The sequence below is a fragment of the Granulosicoccus sp. 3-233 genome (genome assembly GCF_052681095.1).
Map to the genome: position 1 here is coordinate 196,473 of NZ_JBQYLE010000010.1, position 22,098 is coordinate 218,570.

General features: G+C 57.8%; 15 protein-coding genes and 1 tRNA gene. 6 read left to right on the top strand and 10 right to left on the bottom strand.

Annotated features, from left to right (window positions below; all coding sequences use genetic code 11):
* Positions 1-590: 590 nt before the first annotated feature.
* Entirely contained in the window at positions 591-1,397 is an 807-nt protein-coding gene (locus ACUNV4_RS23080; protein WP_430880994.1) for an ion transporter, read from the top strand.
* A 313-nt stretch (positions 1,398-1,710) separates the two neighbouring features.
* On the opposite strand, the gene ACUNV4_RS23085 is transcribed toward ACUNV4_RS23080, so the two are convergent.
* Complete coding sequence (locus ACUNV4_RS23085; RefSeq protein ID WP_430880995.1) at positions 1,711-2,850, bottom strand: hypothetical protein; 1,140 nt, start codon at positions 2,848-2,850, stop codon at positions 1,711-1,713.
* 888 nt (positions 2,851-3,738) lie between these two features.
* Between ACUNV4_RS23085 and ACUNV4_RS23090 the strand changes: the two genes are divergently transcribed.
* Positions 3,739-5,595 (top strand): hypothetical protein, encoded by a 1,857-nt coding sequence (locus tag ACUNV4_RS23090; RefSeq protein ID WP_430880996.1) that lies wholly within the window; start codon positions 3,739-3,741, stop codon positions 5,593-5,595.
* 1,442 nt (positions 5,596-7,037) lie between these two features.
* Positions 7,038-7,946, top strand: coding sequence for an aldo/keto reductase (locus tag ACUNV4_RS23095; protein WP_430880997.1), 909 nt, complete (start codon positions 7,038-7,040; stop codon positions 7,944-7,946).
* Between the two features lie 213 nt (positions 7,947-8,159).
* Here the strand turns inward: ACUNV4_RS23095 and ACUNV4_RS23100 are convergent.
* A tRNA-Phe gene (locus tag ACUNV4_RS23100) sits at positions 8,160-8,235 on the bottom strand.
* A 133-nt stretch (positions 8,236-8,368) separates the two neighbouring features.
* Positions 8,369-9,064 (bottom strand): SDR family oxidoreductase, encoded by a 696-nt coding sequence (locus ACUNV4_RS23105; RefSeq protein WP_430880998.1) that lies wholly within the window; start codon positions 9,062-9,064, stop codon positions 8,369-8,371.
* 319 nt (positions 9,065-9,383) lie between these two features.
* Between ACUNV4_RS23105 and ACUNV4_RS23110 the strand changes: the two genes are divergently transcribed.
* Positions 9,384-11,228 carry a hypothetical protein gene (locus tag ACUNV4_RS23110; RefSeq protein ID WP_430880999.1) on the top strand — a complete coding sequence of 615 codons (1,845 nt, stop codon included), beginning with the start codon at positions 9,384-9,386 and terminating at the stop codon, positions 11,226-11,228.
* A gap of 59 nt (positions 11,229-11,287) precedes the next feature.
* Here ACUNV4_RS23110 and ACUNV4_RS23115 read toward each other — a convergent pair whose 3' ends face one another.
* The 5 genes from ACUNV4_RS23115 to moaC form a co-directional block, all read right to left on the bottom strand.
* Positions 11,288-14,635, bottom strand: coding sequence for an EAL domain-containing protein (locus ACUNV4_RS23115; protein WP_430881000.1), 3,348 nt, complete (start codon positions 14,633-14,635; stop codon positions 11,288-11,290).
* 119 nt (positions 14,636-14,754) lie between these two features.
* Complete coding sequence (locus ACUNV4_RS23120) at positions 14,755-15,015, bottom strand: oxidative damage protection protein (RefSeq protein WP_430881072.1); 261 nt, start codon at positions 15,013-15,015, stop codon at positions 14,755-14,757.
* An 8-nt stretch (positions 15,016-15,023) separates the two neighbouring features.
* Positions 15,024-16,079 (bottom strand): A/G-specific adenine glycosylase, encoded by a 1,056-nt coding sequence (gene mutY / locus ACUNV4_RS23125; RefSeq protein ID WP_430881073.1) that lies wholly within the window; start codon positions 16,077-16,079, stop codon positions 15,024-15,026.
* A gap of 8 nt (positions 16,080-16,087) precedes the next feature.
* On the bottom strand, positions 16,088-18,325 hold the full coding sequence (locus ACUNV4_RS23130; RefSeq protein WP_430881001.1) for an AsmA family protein: 2,238 nt from the start codon (positions 18,323-18,325) through the stop codon (positions 16,088-16,090).
* A gap of 341 nt (positions 18,326-18,666) precedes the next feature.
* A complete protein-coding gene (gene moaC / locus ACUNV4_RS23135) occupies positions 18,667-19,248 on the bottom strand; it encodes a cyclic pyranopterin monophosphate synthase MoaC (RefSeq protein ID WP_430881002.1) in 582 nt (193 codons plus the stop codon).
* 105 nt (positions 19,249-19,353) lie between these two features.
* Here moaC and ACUNV4_RS23140 point away from each other — a divergent pair, with 105 nt between their 5' ends.
* Both ACUNV4_RS23140 and ACUNV4_RS23145 read left to right on the top strand, forming a co-directional pair.
* Positions 19,354-19,587: a MoaD/ThiS family protein gene (locus ACUNV4_RS23140; protein ID WP_430881003.1), complete on the top strand. Its 234-nt coding sequence runs from the start codon at positions 19,354-19,356 to the stop codon at positions 19,585-19,587.
* Positions 19,587-20,024, top strand: a complete 438-nt coding sequence (locus ACUNV4_RS23145; RefSeq protein WP_430881004.1) for a molybdenum cofactor biosynthesis protein MoaE — start codon at positions 19,587-19,589, stop codon at positions 20,022-20,024. The genes ACUNV4_RS23140 and ACUNV4_RS23145 overlap by 1 nt, the downstream gene beginning before the upstream one ends.
* A 20-nt stretch (positions 20,025-20,044) precedes the next feature.
* Here the strand turns inward: ACUNV4_RS23145 and ACUNV4_RS23150 are convergent, their stop codons facing one another.
* A complete protein-coding gene (locus ACUNV4_RS23150; protein ID WP_430881005.1) occupies positions 20,045-21,394 on the bottom strand; it encodes a DegQ family serine endoprotease in 1,350 nt (449 codons plus the stop codon).
* Positions 21,395-21,573: 179 nt separating this feature from the next.
* Positions 21,574-22,059: a hypothetical protein gene (locus ACUNV4_RS23155; protein ID WP_430881006.1), complete on the bottom strand. Its 486-nt coding sequence runs from the start codon at positions 22,057-22,059 to the stop codon at positions 21,574-21,576.
* Between the last annotated feature and the right edge of the window lie 39 nt (positions 22,060-22,098).

Consider the following 22,098-nt stretch of genomic DNA (forward strand, 5'->3'; position numbering starts at 1 on the left):
GAGCTTCCAAATGAGCCTACGTAGGGCTTTCACGATGAGCAAGAGGGCATCGTTCACATTGGTGCAGAACCGTTGCGGTCTCTGTTTGGAACGACGGACCTGCTCTTCGGAATGGGATCGGCTCCTGCGCAATGTCATCGAACAAGTCCGGCCGCCTTCCGTGCCACTACCGCTGGAGCTGATGGTGCGCACCTCGTTCACACCACCCAGGCTTGCATCTAGTTGTCTGGTGGTTGAGCGTTTGCCGCTCTGGGTGACAGGGTCATCGTTCACGACTTGGGATCCCCCCCTTGACAATGTGCGCGGCGATCCCGTGCTCAGTGGCATCAGAAAACCGAGAAACCGAGTAAGCGGAACAATTCGCTGCTCCGGACCGTCGCCCTGAATGAACCGCAGATATACCCGCCGCAGCGGGGCTGATCAGGTGTCGATGGGGAAATCCCGGCTCTCAGGCGATGTCTTCATGTCCATTCACTTCCCACTCTGTTTCACGCATGACCAGTAGCATCTGAGTGATAATAGCCACCGAATGATCGCCACAAACCGTCGCGCTTTCATCATACGAACACTCTCTCCTCAACGGCACGAACATGGATCTCAACCAACGCCTGCAAAGCATCGCCCAAAATCGCCTTTTCGAATGGACGGCGGTCAGCGTCATCATCGCGTCGGCATTGATGCTCGGGGCCAAGACGTTCGAGCTCAGCCCCAGAACCCAGGGACTGCTGGAAATCGCTGACTGGGCCATCACCATCTTCTTTGTATTCGAGATTGGATTGCGATTCCTGGCAACACCCGAGAAGAAGCGATTTTTCACCAACGGCTGGAACGTTTTCGACACCATCGTGGTCGCCGTCAGTCTCATTCCGGGAGGAGGAGGCGACCAGGTGCTTGTGGCCCGTCTGGTCCGGGTGTTTCGCGTCCTGCGAATGGTGTCCATCATTCCCGAACTCAGAATTCTGCTGAATTCGCTGATCAAGGCCCTGCCTCAACTCGCCTACGTATTGCTGCTGATGTTCATCATCTTCTATATCTATGCCGCTATCGGCACCACGCTGTTCGAGACCATCAATCCGGTACTCTGGGGAGATATCGCTGTATCGCTGTTGACACTTTTCCGTGTCATGACGTTTGAAGACTGGACCGATGTGATGTACGAGACCCAGGAAATATACCCGCTGAGCTGGATCTATTATCTGAGCTTCATTTTCTTCACAGCCTTCGCATTCCTGAACATGGTGATCGGCATTGTCGTCAACGTACTTGACGAGGAACATGCGCGAGCCAAAGCCGAGGATGATCGGATAGCCGGTGTGGAAGCACCGGTAGACAACCGCGCCCTGCTTGAAGAGATACGCGCCTTGCGTGAGGATGTGGCACGGCTACGTGAACGGTGAACGGTGAACGGTGAACGGTGAACGGTGAACGGTGATGGTGATGGTGATGGTTTACAGACTGTACTATTCCGGTACGACCGATCAAACCGGCTTGCATGGTGTCAACGTGTGAATGGTGGAAGCACCTGAATCGGGGCGGGCGGATTCCACGACGCTCGATTCGGAGCAAACTGCGAAACCTCGAGAAAACGCAGCGTGACGAAAGCTGCAGCTCTCTTGAGAATCCACGAACCTTTACACACCGATCGGTTTCCAGGTTGGCGATGTGACACGCAGAAAACGAATCATGCAGGTTCGACTTTGCAGTTGCTATTCACGCTTTTGGCACATAGCGACCAAGGACCCGTTCCATAAACTGGCCATCATGAGCGGTGTACATGGGCCGAATGCTCGCATCGACAAGATCCGGTTCGGTATCCGCTAGCGAGGCCGCTTTCGTAGCAGCGCTATAAGCATCCAGCACATCCTTGCCAGTGATGTCGTAACCATACCCTTCCGATATCCAGTGCAATGCGAGCAACCCTGCCTCGCAGGCAAACAAGGGTTGTTTTTCACTGAAATCCCGGGCAGCGCGCGTCAATGTGCGCGGATCGCAAGGGCTGCTCCTGGCGACCTGGATAGCCATCTCATAGAGACCAGCATCCTTGGCCGCCGCAAACCAACGACCCTCGTCTCCCGGCGTACTGGCAATCAGATCGTTCAGTATGCTTTCCGCGCTCTTGTTCGGGTATTTACGAACGAGAGCACGAAATGTCGCCAGATGTGTCGTTTTATTGTTGGCTTGCAGAGCAAAGCGGGAATAGGCCTCTTCGTGTTGGCCCATCGACAGCAGAATGGCTTCACAGCGTTCGGAAATCTGCCCATCGGGTTCATTTCGACCGCGTGAATCCTCGGCAAAACGAATCGCTTCCTCAAGCTTGCCCTGTGCGACAAGCGCCTGAACTCCCCATTGTCGGTAAGCCCACCACTTGTAGGGAGACTGATTGAGCAGCGCCAGCAATTCATCATGTCGGGCAGCTGCAGACAAAGAGGCCAGACACGCACTGGTCCCCTTGAAATAGGTAAAGCCTGACCCCTTCCGGCTCCACACGGTATTCAATGTCGGCAAGAATTCATCGGCCCAATACGAGGCAATTTCCGGTGTCGCGCACAACTCGCCCCAATGGTCACCGAGCAATTCGATATACGGTATATCGTCGTCCTGCAGCGCCTGCCAAAGGCGCTCCATCCACCGCTGCCTGGTTTTCGGGTCCACCTCGGCTTTCGCGATGATCGGCGCAAGCGATTCAATCGCCTTGTTGACTGCCGATCCAATGGCTCCGGAGGAACTGTCGACCTGTTCCAATGCCGGCGACAGCTTCTCCAACAGGATGACCGCACCTTCTGCAGCCACCGCCGGCTCCTTGCGAGCGACCTGTTTGATCTCCTTCACCGCCTCCTTTACCCGTTTCACAGGTGTCGCCGATCGCCAGCCGAATGCGCGCCGCCGGAACCGGGAAGTGAACTGCCATGAGTGGGCGGTCATGTTGACAAGCCATGCGTGAGCTGAGAAATCATGTGCGGCGTTTTTCCCTGATCAAGTAATTGACTCGCAGTTCGATGGCAAGAACCAGAAAGCGTACTATCTCATATTCGGCCAGGGTGACGTCGCAGGCACCGGGTACAGCAACAAATATCTGCGCTTGTTTACCCTGGTCAGTGCCGCCAATCAATGCTACTCACGGTGGGGCCAGGATAGTCGACAAAGGCCGCCTCACCGGCCTTGCGCAACTGGTCCATTGCAGGCTTTACAGCTTTTGCCAACGCGCAAGGCAATCACAGTATTGACAATCATTGCCTTGCTGCAATCGGTCTTCCGTTGCGCCGACACGAGGCTCCTATCGAAGAAGAACGAATAGTGATACAGGCTTCGAGTGTCGTACCGAATCCGCTCAACCGTCGGAACTGCTGGAATCGAACCCATCATTGTCGTCGTCCAGGTCGCACTCATCTGCCAATACATCCCCGTCGACATTTTCCTGCAGTAGATTGCAATCGTTCGGGCACTTATCCGCCGGATCCTCGATTCCGTCCTCGCCTCAGAGCAGGATGCAGAGGAGACCGAGATGGATAGCCAATAGCTTCACGAGCCTTTGATGAAACATTGGCTGTTGGCTCTTCGCCGAGTGAGAGCTGCATGCCGTTCGAGACCGAAAACGCAATTATTACCGGCAACGAAAATATCGCTCGCTAACGTGCAACTGTGCGCCATACAATCACACGCCCCGTCCGATGGTCGAACGAGGCATTCTCTGAGGAACCAAGGATGCACACTGTTTTTCAACTCAAGAAAACTATCGTCTTGATCGGAAGCACACTCGTAGCCACCCCCGCTCTGGCGGCGATACAAGGTTTGACCATCGACGGTCTGAACCTGAACTGGAGCGCCAACACGGCCTGGATGCAGGTCCAGAACGCGAGCAACTACCAAAGCGTATGTGAGGGCGTGATCAGTTCGTGTACCGTTCCGATGGCCGGCACCTATCATGTCATCAACCATACCAACGGAAATCGCAGTGATTTCGTCGAAGCCACAGGCGACAATGGGAATACCGGCGCGACCACGGTGTCCGTGGTTGGCAATACCATCAACTGGCCAAACGACGGCTGGTACCAGGTGCAGTCCGCTGATGACTATTCGAGCCTGTGCCAGGGCGGTACGCAGTGTGAGGTACCCGATGGTACGTACATTGTCATCAACCACACGACCGGACATCGCTACGAAGATATTGTGGTACCGCAGCAGAGCGCCAGCTTCTTCTCGGTAGATGGCAACACCATCACCTTCAATCAATCAGGCTGGATGCAGGTGCAATCAGCTTCGGATTACACATCGCTTTGCGAGGGATCGGATATCGAGCCCTGCACGGTGCCAGACGGTATCTACAATATCATCAACCACACGACCGGACAGCGTACCGAGAATATCGAGATAGCCGAGGGCGGTTCAGGAGAAGGCCCGATAATGCCGGACGGTTTCCTGGTTCGTTCAGACGCTGACAACCTGGATTGGGACGCGGTTGACGGCGCTGACAGCTATGTCGTCCAACGCTGGGACGGCACACCATATCAGACCGTTACGGACGCAACCGATCTGGTTGGCGTGGAAGCTGGCGATTACCGAGTTGTAGCGACGGGCAGTGGTGCGGCGGCGGAGGCGCCTGAGTCCAACCTCGTGAGGATTTTGCCGGGTGGTCCGTACTCCGGTGACAAGAGCTCACGACAAGCAGACGACGATTCCCTGTTTCTTGCCAATATCGATTACCCATCACCTGATGTCTGGGATGGGGATCTGCCGGGAGTCGCAGGTGAGCGCGTCATCACCTCGGACAACTACAGCGACATCATTGCCTATGTCTTTTCGATTGTCAGCGGTTCTGCCTATGGTCCGGCCATGCTTGACCTGCCGAGCACTGATGATAACCCCATCGACAGCCACTTCGATGTACTTGGCACGTACCCACTTGCCGGCGTCATAACTGAAGAGAGCTGCGACAACCAGGGGCTGGCACGCTTCATCGGCATCGACTGGGGTGTACGGCAAATCACGAACGGCTGGGACAGGGAGTTTGGCGAATGCCAACAGGGCGATGCAACGTACCAGGGCCAGCACATGCAACTCAACCGGGGTAACCGACTGAATCTGTCCAATGGCTTTGTCACGTCATACAACGGTAAATCTGCTGGATTTGCCGGCACTGTTCACTACAAGCACACCAGTGACAGGGACGGCGGACCGGGAACCTACTATTTACTGAGCGATGTGACCTACTCGACTACTGGCACCGAAGATCCTGTATTGATCGATGACGCCAACGTCGAGTACCTGGTGACATACGGCCGAGCACAAGAACTCCGCGCCGACCTCACGATCACGTCAGCCACGACGGCTTGGCAACCACTCAGTGTACTCGTCGACGACGACATGATACGCGATGACATCTTCGAGTCGACTGGCTACGACTACTTCGACCGAGGAACCCTCACGATCACCGGAGCCGATGGAAGCGTCATCAATCTCGATGCCGATACGGGCGACATCAGCACGGTACAAGTCAGTGTCAGCAACGATGTCGAAGAACTCGAGATCGAGCTGCCTTGGTCAACCTGGTCCGAGCAACTCGAGTTCCGTTTCGACTTGCTCGGTAGCGCGGAATAACGCCAGTCGCATTCCGGGGCAGGCAGTGCGGTCTGCCCCGGGATCACTGATCATGAAACCGCCAGTTGTAGCCTGCGGCTGCAGAATGCCTGTGAGAAATGCAGCAACCAGATCAACTCTCCTCGGCAATACAATGAATGACTTCTGCTGTTAGTTCGGGTGGCAAATCATCGCCACACCCTGAGCTGCATTACCAGGGAACGACTACAACGGGTCAGTATGCAAGCTCCAGCCCGGTGACAGTTTCCAAGAAGCTTCTGCTACAGGGACAGCTGTCACATCCGGACATGGGCAAACAACGAAAGCACCGAGGCGCACGTGATGACTGATATGACTTACCTGTTGGTGCGTAACAATCAGAAGCTCTCGTCTCTCCATTATCCCGATCTGATGAAAGAGCAGATAAATGGAGAATCATTTCATATAATACAATTACGGACGAATGAAAGGAGCAGCTGATTCGATCGCCAATGTGACGGGGCGAGGCAGCTTCTGCAAGCAGTCCTCCTGAGAGTTTGATAGCAAAAAGCATTGCCCCGTCTGTATCATTCATGCTGATTCAAAGACCCGGTTGCCTCAGTCGTCAGGATAAGAACGATAGAACACGTCGTGGATCCCGCATCGCAAGCCTGCGGAATTCGGTACGATCTGGTTCTTGTACAGGGAATTCGTCACCACGAATCTCAAAGTACTCTCCGGGCATGTAGTTTGAGAGTAGAGGAAGCATGAAAGCAGATTTAACAGATTCTGCCCAGTCAGGTTGATGTTAACGTCCCTCTCCATCTCGACCTCCTTCCTCGATACCCGTTGAGTTACCGGTATTCTGCATGCTCGCTCGAGTTCTTTGTCACACCCTCCTGTTTCCCCAACAAGTCCAATCCCTGCTCATGCCCCGGCATCATCTATCGTCCTCTCCACTGACCCAGGCGAAGAGATCGCCAGATGGAACCCTACTCGGTGGCAATGAGTCGGGCTGATCCACACCAGTCGTCTGATTCAGCTACGCCTGTATCGTCCTGGTCACACAGGACAGCTGTTGTAACGCACGAGCCGATGCACAGGAAACCAGCAATGCACTGGCCAACGCGAAACAGAAGCGTGCGAGCTCGAAACGACTCGGCTCCTTCACCTGACGAAGCTACATCACTGCGGGTGATGGTTTCATCATGGGACCCGGGCACACCTTTGCCTGACGAGTGATAAAACCAACCAGGAAGGTCCCTGTCATTCGCGAGAACCTCAAGCCTGCCATCAACGGCACGCCCTCCTGAACTGGCTGACATGCCTGTGTTCACAGGCTATCGATCAGCAGTAGTCTCCTCGACAGCAATACGATGTCCGCAAACAGCCATGGTCTTCTTGCTGGAACCCATGACCTGAACGGGTACCTGCTCTGTGCAAGCAGCATTGACGCATACTCTCTGTGATGCGAGCATGAACAGATGGACAGACGACTTTTTTGTGCTTCCTCGATCACGGCACTGGGAGCCCTGCTTGCGCCGACTGTGTTCAGCGCATCAGAGGAGAGTGCAGGGCGTCGAAGCGTGCCGTCTGGCAGCATTACACTGCCACCCGTCGGCATGGGCACCTGGATCACCTTCGATCTTCCACCCGGACATCCGGCGCGCGCCACCCGCGTGTCTGTATTGCAGGCGTTCTTCGACGCGGGTGGCGGTATGGTCGACTCCTCACCCATGTATGGTCACGCCGAGGAATTGATAGGCTACGCCCTGGAGCGCACCCAGCGTAACCAAGGCACGCTGTTTGCGGCCAGCAAGATCTGGACGCCAGCACTCTTTCAAGGTGAGCGCCAGATGGTCAATACCGAGCGTCTATGGAACGCGGGTCCGATGGACTTGATGCAGGTACACAACCTCGTTGACTGGGAGACGCACCTGCCGAGAATGCGGGAATGGCGCGAGGCAGGCCGCATCGGTCATGTCGGCGTGACGACATCCCATGGGAGGCGGCACGCGGAGCTGGAGGCGATCCTGCGTCGCGAGCCGCTGGATTTCGTGCAATTGACCTACAACGTGCTTGATCGCGAGGCGGAGTCACGCTTGCTGCCACTTGCCGCCGAGCGTGGTGTCGCCGTGATCGTCAACCGTCCTTATCGGCGCGGGGCAATTCTGCGGCGCATGTCCGGACAAGCCCTGCCGAGTATCGCTCGTGAACTCGGTTGTCAGAGCTGGGCACAGTTGGCGCTATTGTTCGTCATCTCCCACCCGGCGGTGACTTGCGCCATTCCCGCCACGGGTGTGGTAGCACACCTGCGCGAGAACATGGCCGTCAGCCACTTGCCGATGCCCGATGCCGATACGCGTAACAAGATCGCGGCGGCATTCATCTGACTACCCGATAAGTCCTGAATAAAGCCCTTCATGAGCAAGCCGGAGCCCGTTAATCGGGTAGAGCCAGAAAGCAGAATCTGACAAAGATGCGGGAGTGCCCAGGGACAGAATCGATCCGGCAACCGCGTTGGCGCCCGGCCAGGGTGCCGACGTATCGGCAGTTCGGCGAGACCTCAGCCAGAACAAAGTACTCAGCAGCAAGAAAATTTTTAATGGTGCCCAGGGACAGAATCGAACTGCCGACACGGGGATTTTCAGTCCCCTGCTCTACCGACTGAGCTACCTGGGCATCAGGTCTTGCGCGAAGCGCGTATTAGACCCAAATCCGGCAGCCGCGTCAAGCATGAATACAGAATTTTCCGCAATCAATGTTCCGAGGCGCCAAGTGGCCCGGAAAAACGGACGGATCGTCGCCGCAAAGACTATTCCACCGCGGGTGTCGGCAACACCATGAGTTCGTGGATATCCACCGTTTTCGGCTGCGACAAGGCGAACAGGACTGTTCGCGCCACATCCTCGGGCGTGAGTGAGTTGTCCATCGGCTCATCGAAGAAGGGGGTGTCCACCGGACCGGGTTCTATCAGAGTGACCCGCACGCCAGTGCCACGCAGTTCTTCCCGCACACCGTAGCCGATGGCCGACACGGCCCACTTGCTGGCGGAGTACATGGACCCGGCCAGGGTACGACGACCCGCCACCGAGCCTGTCAGCAGCAGATGCCCCTGAGACTGCTTCAGGGTGTCCAGAGTCGCTCGCAGGGTGTACGCGGCCCCGAGGATGTTGACATTCACCATTGTCTCCCAGGACTCCACAGGCGCGCCCGAGAACCCGCCGGGCTCACCACCCACACCGGCATTTGCAAAGACCGCGTCCAGTCGTCCATGACGCTCCAGAAGCGTTTTCAGCATGGCACGCTGATCCTCATAGTCGGTCACGTCCACGGTGATCGCCATGGCGTGCTCCTCGCCCAGCTTCTGCACCAGCTTCTGCAATTTGTCCTCACTGCGCGCGGCCAACACCACCTGCCAGCCCGCTTCCACCGCCATTCTCGCGGTCGCTGCACCTATGCCACTGGATGCACCGGTAATCAGCAGTACCTTGTTGTCCGTATCATTCAATTCGAAATCCTCCACCAATCGACTGGCGACACTATAACCATGTCGCCAGCTCGCCGGAACGCATTGTATTTCTCGCAATTTCGGCGCTGCTGGGCATGCTTTCATCTCCCCCGCCTTCTCGCAGATCACCTCTCCTCGACAGGTCCAATCGCCTTTGCACGAGCGCGAATCCTGCTTGCTCCAAAGCCCTGAACCCATGGGTATTAATACCTTTACAGACTTTGGACATTGGGGCCCAATCAACAAACATGAGCTGGTAAGGACACCCACTGCAACCCGGCCAGATGAAACCTTTCCAGCCACTCCAGAGGAAAAACTCATGCTCGCCTGCGACCACATTTCTACTCCGGCTGCGCAACAGATGTTGCTGGCCACCGGACTCCTGCTGGGCCTTCTGCCAGTCACCACCGAGGCGCAACAGTCTGACAATATTCTGCAAGCACGACCCGGCCCGGAGATCACGGACACAACGGTCGACTTGCAGACCAACTTCGAAGGCCCCTGCCTGCTCCAATCCACTGGAGAGCTCTTCTGCTGGAACGAAAATCCACTGATCACCCCGACAGGTCCGGATTACCGCGTGGACTTTCAATACCTGAATGATGCGCTGGACGATGACATTGCCGAGTTTTCACTGGGCACCTTCGGCAGCCATGCCTGCGCCATTGGGACAGAAAGTGGCGTAGCCTGTGTCGACAATCCACTGTACGAGTTCGAAACAACAACGCTGGATGATATCCCCGAACCCGACGCCAGCTACATTGCGCTGAGCCGGCTGGATCTCTCCGGCACGATCTGCGGCATACAATCCGATAATCGTACCGTGTGCTGGGGAGAGTCCTCTATCGTCAGCGCCGTACCGGAAACCGCGCTCTACCTGAAGCAGGTCGATGTCAACTACCAGCAGGCCTGTGGCGTCGACCTGACCGACCAGCTTGTCTGCTGGGGCGAGACCATCATCGAGAATGATCAGAACCAGCAATTCGGCGATGAAGACCTGTCCAGCCTCGGCACCATCAAACAGGTGGCACTCGGCCCCTATGCCGCCTGCGTTCTGAAGACAGATGACAGCTTGCGCTGCTTTGGCGCCATGAGCCATTACACCGAACATTTCCAGGGACAAACGTTCAAGTCCATCGACCTGCTCTATACCGGCAGCCCGTCTGTCTGCTTCGAAACGCTCGATGGCACGAAAGATTGCATCAGCGAAGGCTACATCAACGAAACCGACATCGGCTTCGACTCTGTCTTGCTGGACAATGCCAAGCCTCGCCTCTTGTGGGCCATCGGTCAGATCCATCAGATCAATGACGACAACTCCTTCGTGCGCTACTACGACAACTATGGTCAGCAGACTGGAGAGAGTCTGTTTCCGGCAAAACCTGCCGGTTTCCGACGCGAGGTCTATTCCGATCATGCGCTGGAACTGTTCTGGGACCGGGCAACAGACCAAGGCGATGTTGTCACCGGCTATGAGATCTATCGCGACGGTGAACTCGTGGATACGACAAGTGTGGTGACCAGTCATTTCGTCGACGGACTGGACAATGCGCAGAACACCAGCTTCAGCATACGACCACTGCGAGGGGAAGTGGCAGGCAATGCCGTTACCATCGGCGACTCTGGCCCGGTCAACCCTTCGGTCAACCCACCAGCCGGATTGCGCGGCGAGGTCTACTCGAGTACGGCACTGGAGCTCTTCTGGGATAGAGTCTCGGGAAGCGATGTGCAATACGAAATCAGCCGTAATGGTGTAGTCCTGGGACTGAGTGATGGAAACAGCCTGTTCCAGTCAGACCTGCAATCAGCCACTGAATATTTGTTCAGTGTCAGAACCGTCATCGGCGAACAGCGATCTACACCTGCCACGATCTCGTTGCAGACTCGCGGGAGCAGTAACAATGCCGTCTCGGTGCCCACACCGCTGTTCACCGGCAGCAGTCGTTACTCGTCAACCGCCGTCGAGATATTCTGGCAACGGCCGCCGGCCAGCAGCCCGGCACTCACCTACGAGTTGCAACGCAATGGTGTATCTGTGAAGACTCTGGATGGAGTGAGTTACTTCGATGACATGGCCAGCAGCAACACGGTCTGGACCTATACCGTCGTTGCCATCGATCAAGCGGGCAATCGATCACTACCCGCAGAAATCATCGTCCCATAGGCTCACGCCTGGTTCTCGGCAGGCGGCACAAGGAAGGCCGCCTCGCCCATGCCAGCGGTTCAGCCGGAGGCTTCACGCGACTGATCCGTGTCCATTTCCAGCACCTCGTCTATCGACTCGGGCTCGTGCAGCAGAAAGCCCTGGGCATAATCCACCCCCATGCTTCTGACGCGTTCCAGAACGTCCGGACAATCGACATGTTCAGCCACGGTCTTCAGACCGATGACACCGGCGACATCCACGAAGCAGCGCACGGCTGCCGCATTCAGCGGATCATCGATGATCGAACTGATGAACTGCCCGTCTATCTTCAGCACATCCACCGGCAGGCTCTTCAGATGGCCGAACGATGATGTCCCCGCCCCGAAATCGTCCAGAGCAGTGGTGACACCAAGCGAACGCAGCCGATCAATGAAGCGGGCCGCATCGTTGATATTGGTCACGGCAGCCGTTTCGGTGATCTCCAGACAGAGGCAGCGACAGATCTCAGGACCGGCATTCATCAGCATCTGAATGGCCTCTCCATGAAACTCCCGATCACCCACGGATTGGCCCGACAGATTGATCCACAGCTTGTCGACTGCCATCAATCGTGAGTGCCTGCGCAGCGTGGCGATCGAGCGTTCCAGTACCCAGCGATCGATTCGTGTCGCCAGATGAAAACGCTCGGCCGCACTGAGGAACACCGTTGGCAGTATGATTTCACCGGTGTCATCACGTAAACGCAGCAGAACCTCAGCCGCGATACCCGGCTGCGAACCGTTCAGCGCAATCAGACGCTGCGCGTGAAGCTCGAAACGATTCTCGTCCAGTGACTGTTCCAGACGTGCCGCCCATTGCATGTCACCACGTCGCGCGCGCAGGGCCTGATCGGTATCGAACCAGACATGCACCCGGTTGCGTCCCGCCTGCTTGGCGGCATAGCAGGAGGTGTCGGCCGCCTGCATGACACTCAGCACATCGTTCCAGCGCTCATCCAGCGGCACCAGCCCGATGCTGGCCCCGATACGGAAACGCCTGCTCTGGTGTGAGAAGCGGAATTCGTCCACACGCCGGCACAGATTCAGCGCGACGGTACGTGCCTCTTCGGCGCCGCAATTACGCAGAATCACACCGAATTCGTCACCGCCAAGCCTCGCTATCACATCTCCCTCACGCAGGGAATCGGACATGACATCGGCAATCTGCCGCAACAGCTGATCGCCGATGGCGTGACCACAGGAATCATTGACCAGCTTGAACTGGTCCAGATCGATGAACATCAGGGCGTGGCTGGTCGGCACCCTGTGCACATCATCCAGCGTCTGTTGCAACCGCACCTCGAATTCCGAGCGGTTGTATATCTGGGTCAGCTCATCATGAGTGGCACGATGCGTCATCTCGCTAGCCAGTCGTCGCCGCTCGCTGACATCCCGAAACACAAGCACGACACCCAGTAGCTGGTTGTCATTGCCCATGATCGGAGAGGCCGAATCTTCCACGGCAATGCGACTGCGGCTTCGAGCCACCAGCACGGCATCATGCATCTGGTTGACCGGTTTGCCCAGCCTCAGACATTCAGCCACCGGACTCTCCAGAGGCTGCCCTCCCGCCTCCTGCTCAACCTTGTAGATGACGTTCAGAGGCTGTCCGACCGCTTCGCTGCACTGCCACCCGGTCAGCACCTCGGCCGATGGGTTCAACCAGGTGACTCGCCCTTCGGTATCCGAGGTGATTACCGCATCATCAATGGACTTCAGCGTAACCTGCATCAGCTCATGCTGCTCGGCAAGCTGGGTCGTCAACTGTCTGACCTGGGTCACGTCCCAGTTCACACCCAGCAGTTTTACCGGACGTCCTGCCTCATCACGAGTGATCGCAGCACGACCGTGAATCTGGCGGACCTCGCCATCGGGACGAACAATCCGAAACTCGCTGTCGTAATTGCCTTGTCCATCCAGAGCGAGTTGCAGAGTTTCCCTCGCACGCGCTCGGTCGTCCGGGTGCAGCATCTGTTCCCAGACATCGACGCCGATGCATGTGTCTGTCGTGGGCAGGCCATACAAGCGGAGCAACACCGGTGTGCACTTGATGCCCTCAGCCTCCGCGTCCCACTCCCAGACGCCGATATCGACGCTCTCGGTTGCTACACTGACGCGTTCATGGGCATTCTCCAACGCCATTCTCTGGCGCACAGCGTCATCGATATCCTGGATTGCACCCCGAAGCCTGACAACCTTCCCCGCCTCCAGGTCAGCCTCACCCACGACGCGAACCCAGATGCACTTGCCATCCACTCGCTGCAACTGGGCTTCCAGATCGAAGCTGGAACCCACCGCACTCAGCGTGTCCAGCGCCGCGATCAGCTTCTGTCGCGACTCCGGCACGTAGTAGTCCAATGCCTCTGCCAGCAATGGCTCATGGTCGGTTGGCAGTCCATGAATGAGGCAAGTCTGCTCGGTCCAGATCACCTTTTCGTTGGAAACATCCAGCTCCCAGCCACCGACCTTTGCCAGTGTGCCGGTCTGTCGCAACAACGCCAGGTTCCTGTACTGCTCGGCAAGATGTTCCTTGGAAAGGGTGACGTCTTCCACCGACCCCACTCTTCCGACCACCACCTTGTCATCCGAGAAGACAGGACTTGAAAGAACCTTGGCCGTGACTACCGAGCCGTCCTTCTGCAGTACACGAACTTCCAGCTCGAAATCGCCTCCACTCTCGGTAGCTTCCTGCCAGTGATTCATGAACAACACACGATCATCCGGATGAAGGTTGCGCAGGCAATCCTGTTCGGATTGCTCTGCGCTGCCGGTTCCGAGAATCTGCCTGAGACGCTCATTGGCGAAGATTCGCTTGCCTAGCGTATCAAGAGCGAAAACTCCCACCGACAAGGACGAACACATGGTGCGGAAGCGTGATTCATTGAGGACCTGATTTCGAGCGGTGCGCCGAGACTCCAGGGCATGTACGGCAGCTTCCGATAGGTGCTGCAGGGCGATTCGCTGGGAATCGGTCAGTTTGCCCGGCTTGCGGTCCAGCACGCAAAGGCTGCCAACATGGGAGCCGTCACTCAGGCACAGTGGCACGCCTGCATAAAAGCGCAACTCCGGTGTCCCGGTAACCAGAGGATTGTCCTGGAATCGGGCGTCCGTGGTGCAGTCGTCAACCTCCAGGATCTCATCCTGCAAGATCGTGCGCGCGCAGAACGCCATGCTGCGAGGTGTTTCGCTCACCCCGGGCAGACCTACATTGGCCTTGAACCACTGGCGATTCTCATCGACCAGAGAGATCAGGCTCATCGGCATGCCGCACAGGGCAGCTGCGGCCTCGACTATGGACTCGAATTCAGCCTCCGGCTCCGTGTCCAGAATGTCCAGATCGCGCAAAGCTGCCAGTCTGGCTGCCTCATTCCCGGAGTTCGGGGACATCTAACCAACCTTGTGAATGAATCTACAGGATGGTAGCACTGCAAGTAGAAAGCCAATGTGTATCAACGTATCCGCACGTTACAAAGCCACATGCGGAGAGTCGCAACACGAACAGGCACTTACTCGGGCGGGACGTAACCCTCGGGCATGGCGGCATCGTCGCTGAACAGGAATTTTTCCATTTCCTCTTCCAGAAACTTGCGAGCCTTGGGGTCTACCGGCGTCAGGCGATACTCATTGATCAGCATGGTCTGGTGGGATACCCACGACTGCCAGGCCTCAGCAGATATGTTGAAAAAAATGCGTTTGCCGAGTTCGCCCGGGTAGGTCGGACGTTCGAGGCCGGGGGCCTCCTTGTTCAGCTTGACGCATTGCACCATGCGGGTTGTCAAATCAATTCTCCAACTAGATTGTTCAGGATTTTCGTCACCGGGGCGGCAACACCACCGGGTAGTGACCCACCGTTATACCAGACACGCTCCGCACTCTCCAGAATGCGCTGATCGCCTACGCCAACGGTAAGGGCCTGCACGTCGATATCAAGGTGAAAGTGGCTGAAGGTGTGCCGCAGGCGGGCAGCAGTGACGGGGTCGCTACGCGCCTCCAGGCCTGCAGCATTCAACCACGCGTCCAAATCCGCCAGCGACTCGATCTCCGGCAGGCTCCAAAGCCCTCCCCAGATTCCCGACGGCGGACGACGCTCCAGAAGCGTGCCGACAGTGGCAGGGCCCTCCCCGGTCAGCTCAAGGGCGAGCATCACCGTCTGTCTGGTGGGTGTCTGCTTCTTAGGCTTGCGACCCGGGAATCGCTGGGGCTCACCCATGGCCAGACCACGGCAATCAGCAGCCAGCGGACAGCGCTCACAGGCGGGCCGGCTGCGGGTACAGACCGTCGCTCCCAGGTCCATCATCGCCTGATTGAAATCGGCGGCGTGGTTTGTGGGTGTCTGCTGCTCGGAGATGTGCCAGAGCTGATTGAGCACTTCACTCTTGCCGGGCCAGCCGTCGATGGCCTGATGCCGAGCCAGCACGCGCTTGACGTTGCCATCGAGTATCGGCTGCGCCTGCCCGAGCGCCAGACTGAGTATGGCACCGGCAGTAGAACGCCCGATGCCCGGCATCGCTACCAATGCGTCGAGTTCTTCGGGCAGAGCGCCACCGTGATCGCTGACAGCCAACTTTGCGCACTTGTGCAGATTTCTGGCACGCGCGTAATAACCCAGACCCGACCAGTGCGCCAGCACTTCATCTTCGGGTGCTGCCGCCAGTGACGGCAAATCCGGAAAACGCTGCATGAACTTCTCATAGTACGGGATGACGGTACTCACCTGAGTCTGCTGCAGCATGATCTCGGACACCCACACCCGGTAGGTCGTCCTGTTCAGCTGCCAGGGCAGGTGCTTGCGCCCGTACTGTTCGAACCAGTCCAGTACGCGACTAGCGATTTCGGTGCTTACTTGAACAACCCCTTGAGCTTGTCCCGGGCCTTTTCCACAGCCTCGGACGTCACTTCTTCAGCCTTCTCTTTCAATTCCGCTTCCTTGGCCGCCTTGAGTTCATCGGCCTGTGCCTTCAGTTCGGCCGCCTTTTCATCGGCCAGTGCCTTGGCCTGATTCTTCAGATTACCCGTGATGTTGTCCTTCATGCCCGACAGGATGACACCGGCGAAATTGGCCGCCAGCTCATCGAACGTGCCCCGAATGGGAATGTCGAGCTGCACACCCTTGAGTGAAGCCAGATCCGCACCGCCCTGTCCCTGCGCCGTTCCGGTAATCAGGGTGGTCAGTGTGTAATCCACTGACTCCGCCGGCAGATCAACGCTGCCTTCACCGCCAAGGCGCAGCAACGGTGAACGCATGTCCAGATCATCCGATTGCATGATCCCATCGGTAAAGGTGCCACTGACAGCCAGTGAGGAGAAGTCGGTTTTCACCGCGCCTTCTTCAGCCGGCAGGCTCTGACCCGACAGGGCAGCCTTGGCACGACGAATCTGGTAGCCCAGGTTGATCCCGTTGATGGAGCCGTCGGAGAAGGCGGTGTTGAACTGACCATTGAGTCCGGCCATGATCTGGTTGACCGTGTTACCGCGGCTCGTGATGTCAGCAGCTACTGCGCCGCCGCCGCTCAGAAAGGAGTCCTTCTGCAGCAGATCGCTCAGCAGTGGATCAGCCTGAATGCCGTCCAGTTGCAACTGCACTCCGTACACGGGTGTCTCTCCGGCCACATCGAGCCGGGTGGTTCCGTTGAACAGCCCCTCATACAGCTGTGCCTGCATGTTCTGCAAGGCCAGTTTGCCACCGGAAGCCTTCACCGGAATCACGATATCGCTGGTGGTCAGATTGCTCACCTTGACGCTGCCGACACGAAATGTGCCATCGATATCCAATTGACGCATCATCTCGCTGGGCAGCTCGATCGGGACATCACCGCCACCTTCCCCGTCAGCAGGCTGATCTGCCGGTGCACCCTCATCACTGACCTCACTCGTCGGCGGCAGGTAGCGATCAAGATCGATGGCATCAACAGCAAAGTCGAATCGCACGGGGGGAATGGCCCCTTCGAGCGATGGCACACTGGCCTGTCCGGTGAAGCGAGTGTCATCGAGCACGATGCTCAGCTCGTTCAGCGCTGCGCTGTCCGGCGTAGCTGATAGTGCCAATGTCAGGCTGGCCTTGTCCAACACGGACTCGTCGGCCGTCACCGGCTCCTCGAGACCCAGCTTACCGAATATCTGCTTCGGACTGAACTCGTTACTGGCAAACTGCCCGGTGATGGCCGGCTCGGTATCCAGATTCTCGACATTCAGACTGCCGTCGAGCTCCAACCCCAGAGTTGTCAGCTTCAGCGACGACACATCGACTTTCTGCGCGTCAAGCATGGCCACGACATCCGCCTGCAAGGTGGCGGACAGTTCGCCCGCCGGCACGGCGCCACCTCGGGCGTCGGTGCTCAGGGTGAACGCCTTGACGGTATAGATCTGGCTGTCCAGATCGATCATCAACTCACCTGAGCCCTTGACGTCAGCGGTCAGGTCCATGCTGTCGCTGGCCACCGAGAAATCGACATCCAGCGCGAAAGGCTTTTCCAGCTCGATGGAGTCCGTCCGCAGGTTGAATCCCGACAGGGCCGCGTCGGTTCCGGTCGTCGCATCCCGCCAGCTGACGTTCGCATCCAGTATCTCGATACCGCCAACGGACAACGCTGCAATGGTGGCACTGCTGCCTTCAACCTCCGTGGTGACCTGCGAATTGGCATCGTCATCGTTGATCGTCGTCGTGGTGGTCGTGGTGCTCTTGAGCAGGTCGTCCCAGTTGGTGGTGCCATCGGCTTCGCGCTGCAGATCCAGCTGCAACCCTTCGAGTTCAACCGTGCGCACATTGATCTCGCGCTTGATCAATGGCAGCAGCTTTACCTTGACATCCGCACTGTCGATGCTGGCGAAGGGTGTTTCGCCGAAACCCTCGGCATTGGCCAGAGAAATTTCACCAATGGAAATGCCCGCCCAGGGAAATACCGACGGGCTCAGATCACCGGTGATCTGCAGATCGCGACCGGTCTGCTTCTTGACCTGATTCTGGATCGTATCCTTGAAATCATTCCAGTCCACCAGGTACACCAGTGCCACCACACCCACACCAACGACCAGGACCAATACGGCTATCGTGCCCAACAGCCATTTCAGGAGTTTCATGTCAACGCCTCTTCTACGAGCATCGCGATGGCTCGATTGTGTTGCCGAATATCACCGATATCTGGAAGTGTATCGCACACCAATGGATTCCTACGGGCGCAGGAGTTCAATGGCAATTTGTTTACAAGCTGTATACGATCACGCACAGTGTGACGCAGCCACGACATCGATTCCACGCTTGCGCCATCCCCATCCTGCTGCCATCCTGAATCAGCGGCAGAAACACCGCTTCCTGCATGACTGCCCGGCCTGCCTGCGGAGCGAATCACACCGTTCCGTCAATCAACCGTCACGGCGGTGCCTGTCGTATATCCGACCAGGCGGTGAAGGTTTCGACACGGCTAACGCGCCTGGTAATCGCCGGACTTGCCGCCGCTCTTCTCAAGCAGTCGGATATCGTTCATGCACATGCCTCTGTCAACCGCCTTGCACATGTCATAGATGGTCGCCAGAGCGACCTGCAGACCAATCAGGGCTTCCATCTCGACCCCGGTCTGAGAGCGGGTCTCGGCCCTGACCTCACAATGCACCGAGCAATCAGCAGCGTCGGTGCGAAACGCGACATCGACCCGCGTCAGCCCGATCGGATGACACAGCGGCACCAGTTCACTGGTGCGCTTGGCCGCCATGATGCCCGCCACTCTGGCAATTCCCAGCACATCTCCTTTCTTGTGAGTACCGGCGCAAACCATCTCGAAGGTGGCCGGCAGCATGGAGATGCGCCCTCCCGCCACCGCGGCGCGATGCGTCACCGCCTTGTCACCGACATCCACCATGTGAGCCTCACCGGCGGCGTTGAAGTGCGTCAGGCCGTGGCTGGCAGCGGCTTGCGTGGGCGCCTGGCTGGCGACGGCAGATGTGGGTGTCTGCTGATCGCCGGGGCGGGATGTGGGTGTCTGCTGCTTGTCGTGTGGGTCTGACATGGGGGCTCGTCGGCTGGAAATCGAAAGGGGCTTGCAGTCGCGGATTCATGGGTGTCTGCTTCTGCCTGGGGTATTATTCGAGAGTATCGTCATTCGGACAAGTTCATGGCTATCAAGGTCAGATTTTTTGCCAGCCTGCGTGAGCAGCAAGCTGCCGGTCTCAATCAGATCGACGCGGAAGGCATACAGACAGTGGCTCAGGTCTGGGAACGAGCCACATCAAAGGCAGCGATGCCGGAGAATCTGCTGTGTTCAGTCAACCTGGAGCACCGCCAACCGGACGCAGCGGTCTCGGACGGCGATGAAGTCGCCTTCTTTCCACCGGTCACGGGCGGCTGATGGCCATTCAACTGCACAGTGAACCGTTCGATCCGGCGCAGCAGCTGGCGGACTTCGAAGCCTCTCTGCCTGCCGGCAGTTATGGCGCCACAGCCAGTTTCGTGGGCACCATGCGCAATCACAATGAGGGCGTCATGGTGACGGCCATGACCCTCGAGCACTACCCGGGCATGACGGAAAAGCAGCTCGAAGAGGTCATTCAGGATGCCAGACAGCAATGGGACATCATCGACGCCCTGATCGTCCACCGGGTAGGAGATATCCTGCCGGGCCAGCCGATCGTGCTGACCGCCGTCTGTTCTGCCCACCGGGCGGCCGCCTTTGACGCCTGCCGTTTTCTGATGGAGGCGCTGAAGAGCCGAGCCACGTTCTGGAAGAAGGAAACCCTGGCAGATGGCGAGACTCGCTGGGTCGAGAAGAACACGCCCGGGCACTGAACCCGGGCCTGCCTGATCGGTCAGGTGTTGGGAATCGTGACGTAGCTGGTGGAACGGCCTCGTTGTATCAGCAGCAGCAATTCGTCACCGGACTGGTCGGCAATCCTCTCGATATCGGCCACCGTACCCACCCCTTGTCGGTTGATCGACAGCACGATATCCCCGGCCTGCAATCCGGCCCGATCCAGCACACTGCCGGAACGCACCGCTTCGATCACCACATAACGCCGCCCGTTGCGAGATTCTCGCTCCTGCAGCCGGGCACCGGCGGCCAGTGGATTCGTTACCGGCAACGCTTCGACTGTCACCGTTACCGACTGTGGCCGCTTGTTGCGTGTGATGTCCAGCTGCAGCTGTTCACCCAGGCGGACCAGGCCGATACGATTACGCACGGCGCGCACATCACGCACGGGCCTGCCATCTATCGCGGTGATCACATCGCCGGCAAGCAGCCCCGACTTTTCAGCCGGTGAGCCTGTCTGTACCCGACCGATCACGACACCGAAGCGTGAGTCCACCCCGAAGGCCTCGGCCAGCTCGGGCGTCAGAGGCTGCGCGGCAATACCCAAGGCACCACGCCGGACTTCGCCGAACTCAAGCAACTGTTCGGTAATGTCGGCAGCCATGTTGGCGGGAATGGCAAACCCGATACCGACATTGCCGCCACTGGGCCCGACAATCGCGGTATTGATGCCGATGAGCTCACCGCGCAGATTCACCAGTGCTCCACCACTGTTACCAGGATTGATGGAGGCATCCGTCTGAATGAAATCCTCGAAGTTCTCGATGCCCAGTCCGCTGCGCCCCAGTGCACTGACAATTCCGGAGGTGACGGTCTGCCCGAGACCGAAGGGATTGCCGATGGCAACGCTGAAGTCGCCGACACGCAGTGCCGAGGAATCGGCCCATTCAAGCTGAGTCAGCCCTTCCGCCTCGATCCGCACCAGGGCCACATCGGCTTCCGGATCGGTCCCCACCAGAGTGGCATCCACATCACGCCCATCATTGAGCGTCACCAGTATGTGTACCGCGTTGTCGATGACGTGATTGTTGGTGATGACCAGCCCTTCAGCGGCATCGATGATCACACCCGAGCCCAGGCTCTGTGACGGCGCCTCTTCCGGAGCGATCCCGAAGTAGCGCTGGAAGAAGGGATCATCCATCAGCGGATTGCGCCGTGGCATCGGTCCGCGGGTAGAGATGTTCACCACGGCAGGCATGACACGTTCGAGCATCGGTGCAAGACTGGGCAATGGCTGCCCATCCACGGCATCGGGGAAAGCCGCATGGGCCGAGCCGACCAGGCCTGACGTCAGCAGACACAGCATCAACAGACACCGCGCAGGCCGGCGGAAAAACATTGCGAACATGATTGTCGGGAACTCGTCAGGTTGAATCAGGGCATTAACCTCAATGAGACATAAAGACGCGCAGCAGAAACGTGATAGACCGGTGAATACAGTCGCCGGTATAGCGCGAGCCGTAGGCGGTTTCTGGTCGTGGACTTATGTCTCATTGAGGTTAGTCTACAAAAGAGGCCCGAGAGTTCTCAAGCGCTCATCGGATGCGGCAGGTAACCGACAAAACTGCTGATCTTCCAGCGATTGTCGATCCTCGAACAGAAATACAGTGTCTGCCATTGCAGGTGTTCGAGCTCCCCATCACACCTGCGGATTCGACCATCGAATTTCTTGTGCACCACCGCACGCGCGCCTTCGATGTCGATGTCCCGCATGTGAGTGATACGAAACAGGGCCTCCTCAAGCGGTTCATCGTATTGCGTTGCTGCGCTGACAGCGGCCTGACGCAACCATTCATCCCGATACACCGTCAGCGTGGGAAAGGCCAGACGCCAGCCATCCGGGTTCCCCAGATTGTGTGCATGCAGACCGAAGAAACCTTCGGCCGCAAAATCATCCTCTACCAGAGACCAGTCCTGTGTGACGAAGGCCTGTATGTCCCGCCGAACCAGCATTTCCCAGATGGCGTGCCGATCCTGGTCGGCAGGCGGAAAGGGGTTGTTGTCATGAGTCATGCGCAAATCCTGTCGGATACGATCAGCTTGAACAGTCTG

Excerpts from the sequence above, each read along its gene's own strand:
- ACUNV4_RS23080 (WP_430880994.1), top strand. The coding sequence starts at position 591 with ATGGATCTCAACCAACGCCTGCAAAGCATCGCCCAAAATCGCCTTTTC.
- ACUNV4_RS23095 (WP_430880997.1), top strand. The coding sequence starts at position 7,038 with ATGGACAGACGACTTTTTTGTGCTTCCTCGATCACGGCACTGGGAGCC.
- ACUNV4_RS23110 (WP_430880999.1), top strand. The coding sequence starts at position 9,384 with ATGCTCGCCTGCGACCACATTTCTACTCCGGCTGCGCAACAGATGTTG.
- ACUNV4_RS23115 (WP_430881000.1), bottom strand. The coding sequence starts at position 14,635 with ATGTCCCCGAACTCCGGGAATGAGGCAGCCAGACTGGCAGCTTTGCGC.
- ACUNV4_RS23120 (WP_430881072.1), bottom strand. The coding sequence starts at position 15,015 with ATGGTGCAATGCGTCAAGCTGAACAAGGAGGCCCCCGGCCTCGAACGT.
- ACUNV4_RS23130 (WP_430881001.1), bottom strand. The coding sequence starts at position 18,325 with ATGAAACTCCTGAAATGGCTGTTGGGCACGATAGCCGTATTGGTCCTG.
- moaC (WP_430881002.1), bottom strand. The coding sequence starts at position 19,248 with ATGTCAGACCCACACGACAAGCAGCAGACACCCACATCCCGCCCCGGC.
- ACUNV4_RS23140 (WP_430881003.1), top strand. The coding sequence starts at position 19,354 with ATGGCTATCAAGGTCAGATTTTTTGCCAGCCTGCGTGAGCAGCAAGCT.
- ACUNV4_RS23145 (WP_430881004.1), top strand. The coding sequence starts at position 19,587 with ATGGCCATTCAACTGCACAGTGAACCGTTCGATCCGGCGCAGCAGCTG.
- ACUNV4_RS23150 (WP_430881005.1), bottom strand. The coding sequence starts at position 21,394 with ATGTTCGCAATGTTTTTCCGCCGGCCTGCGCGGTGTCTGTTGATGCTG.
- ACUNV4_RS23155 (WP_430881006.1), bottom strand. The coding sequence starts at position 22,059 with ATGACTCATGACAACAACCCCTTTCCGCCTGCCGACCAGGATCGGCAC.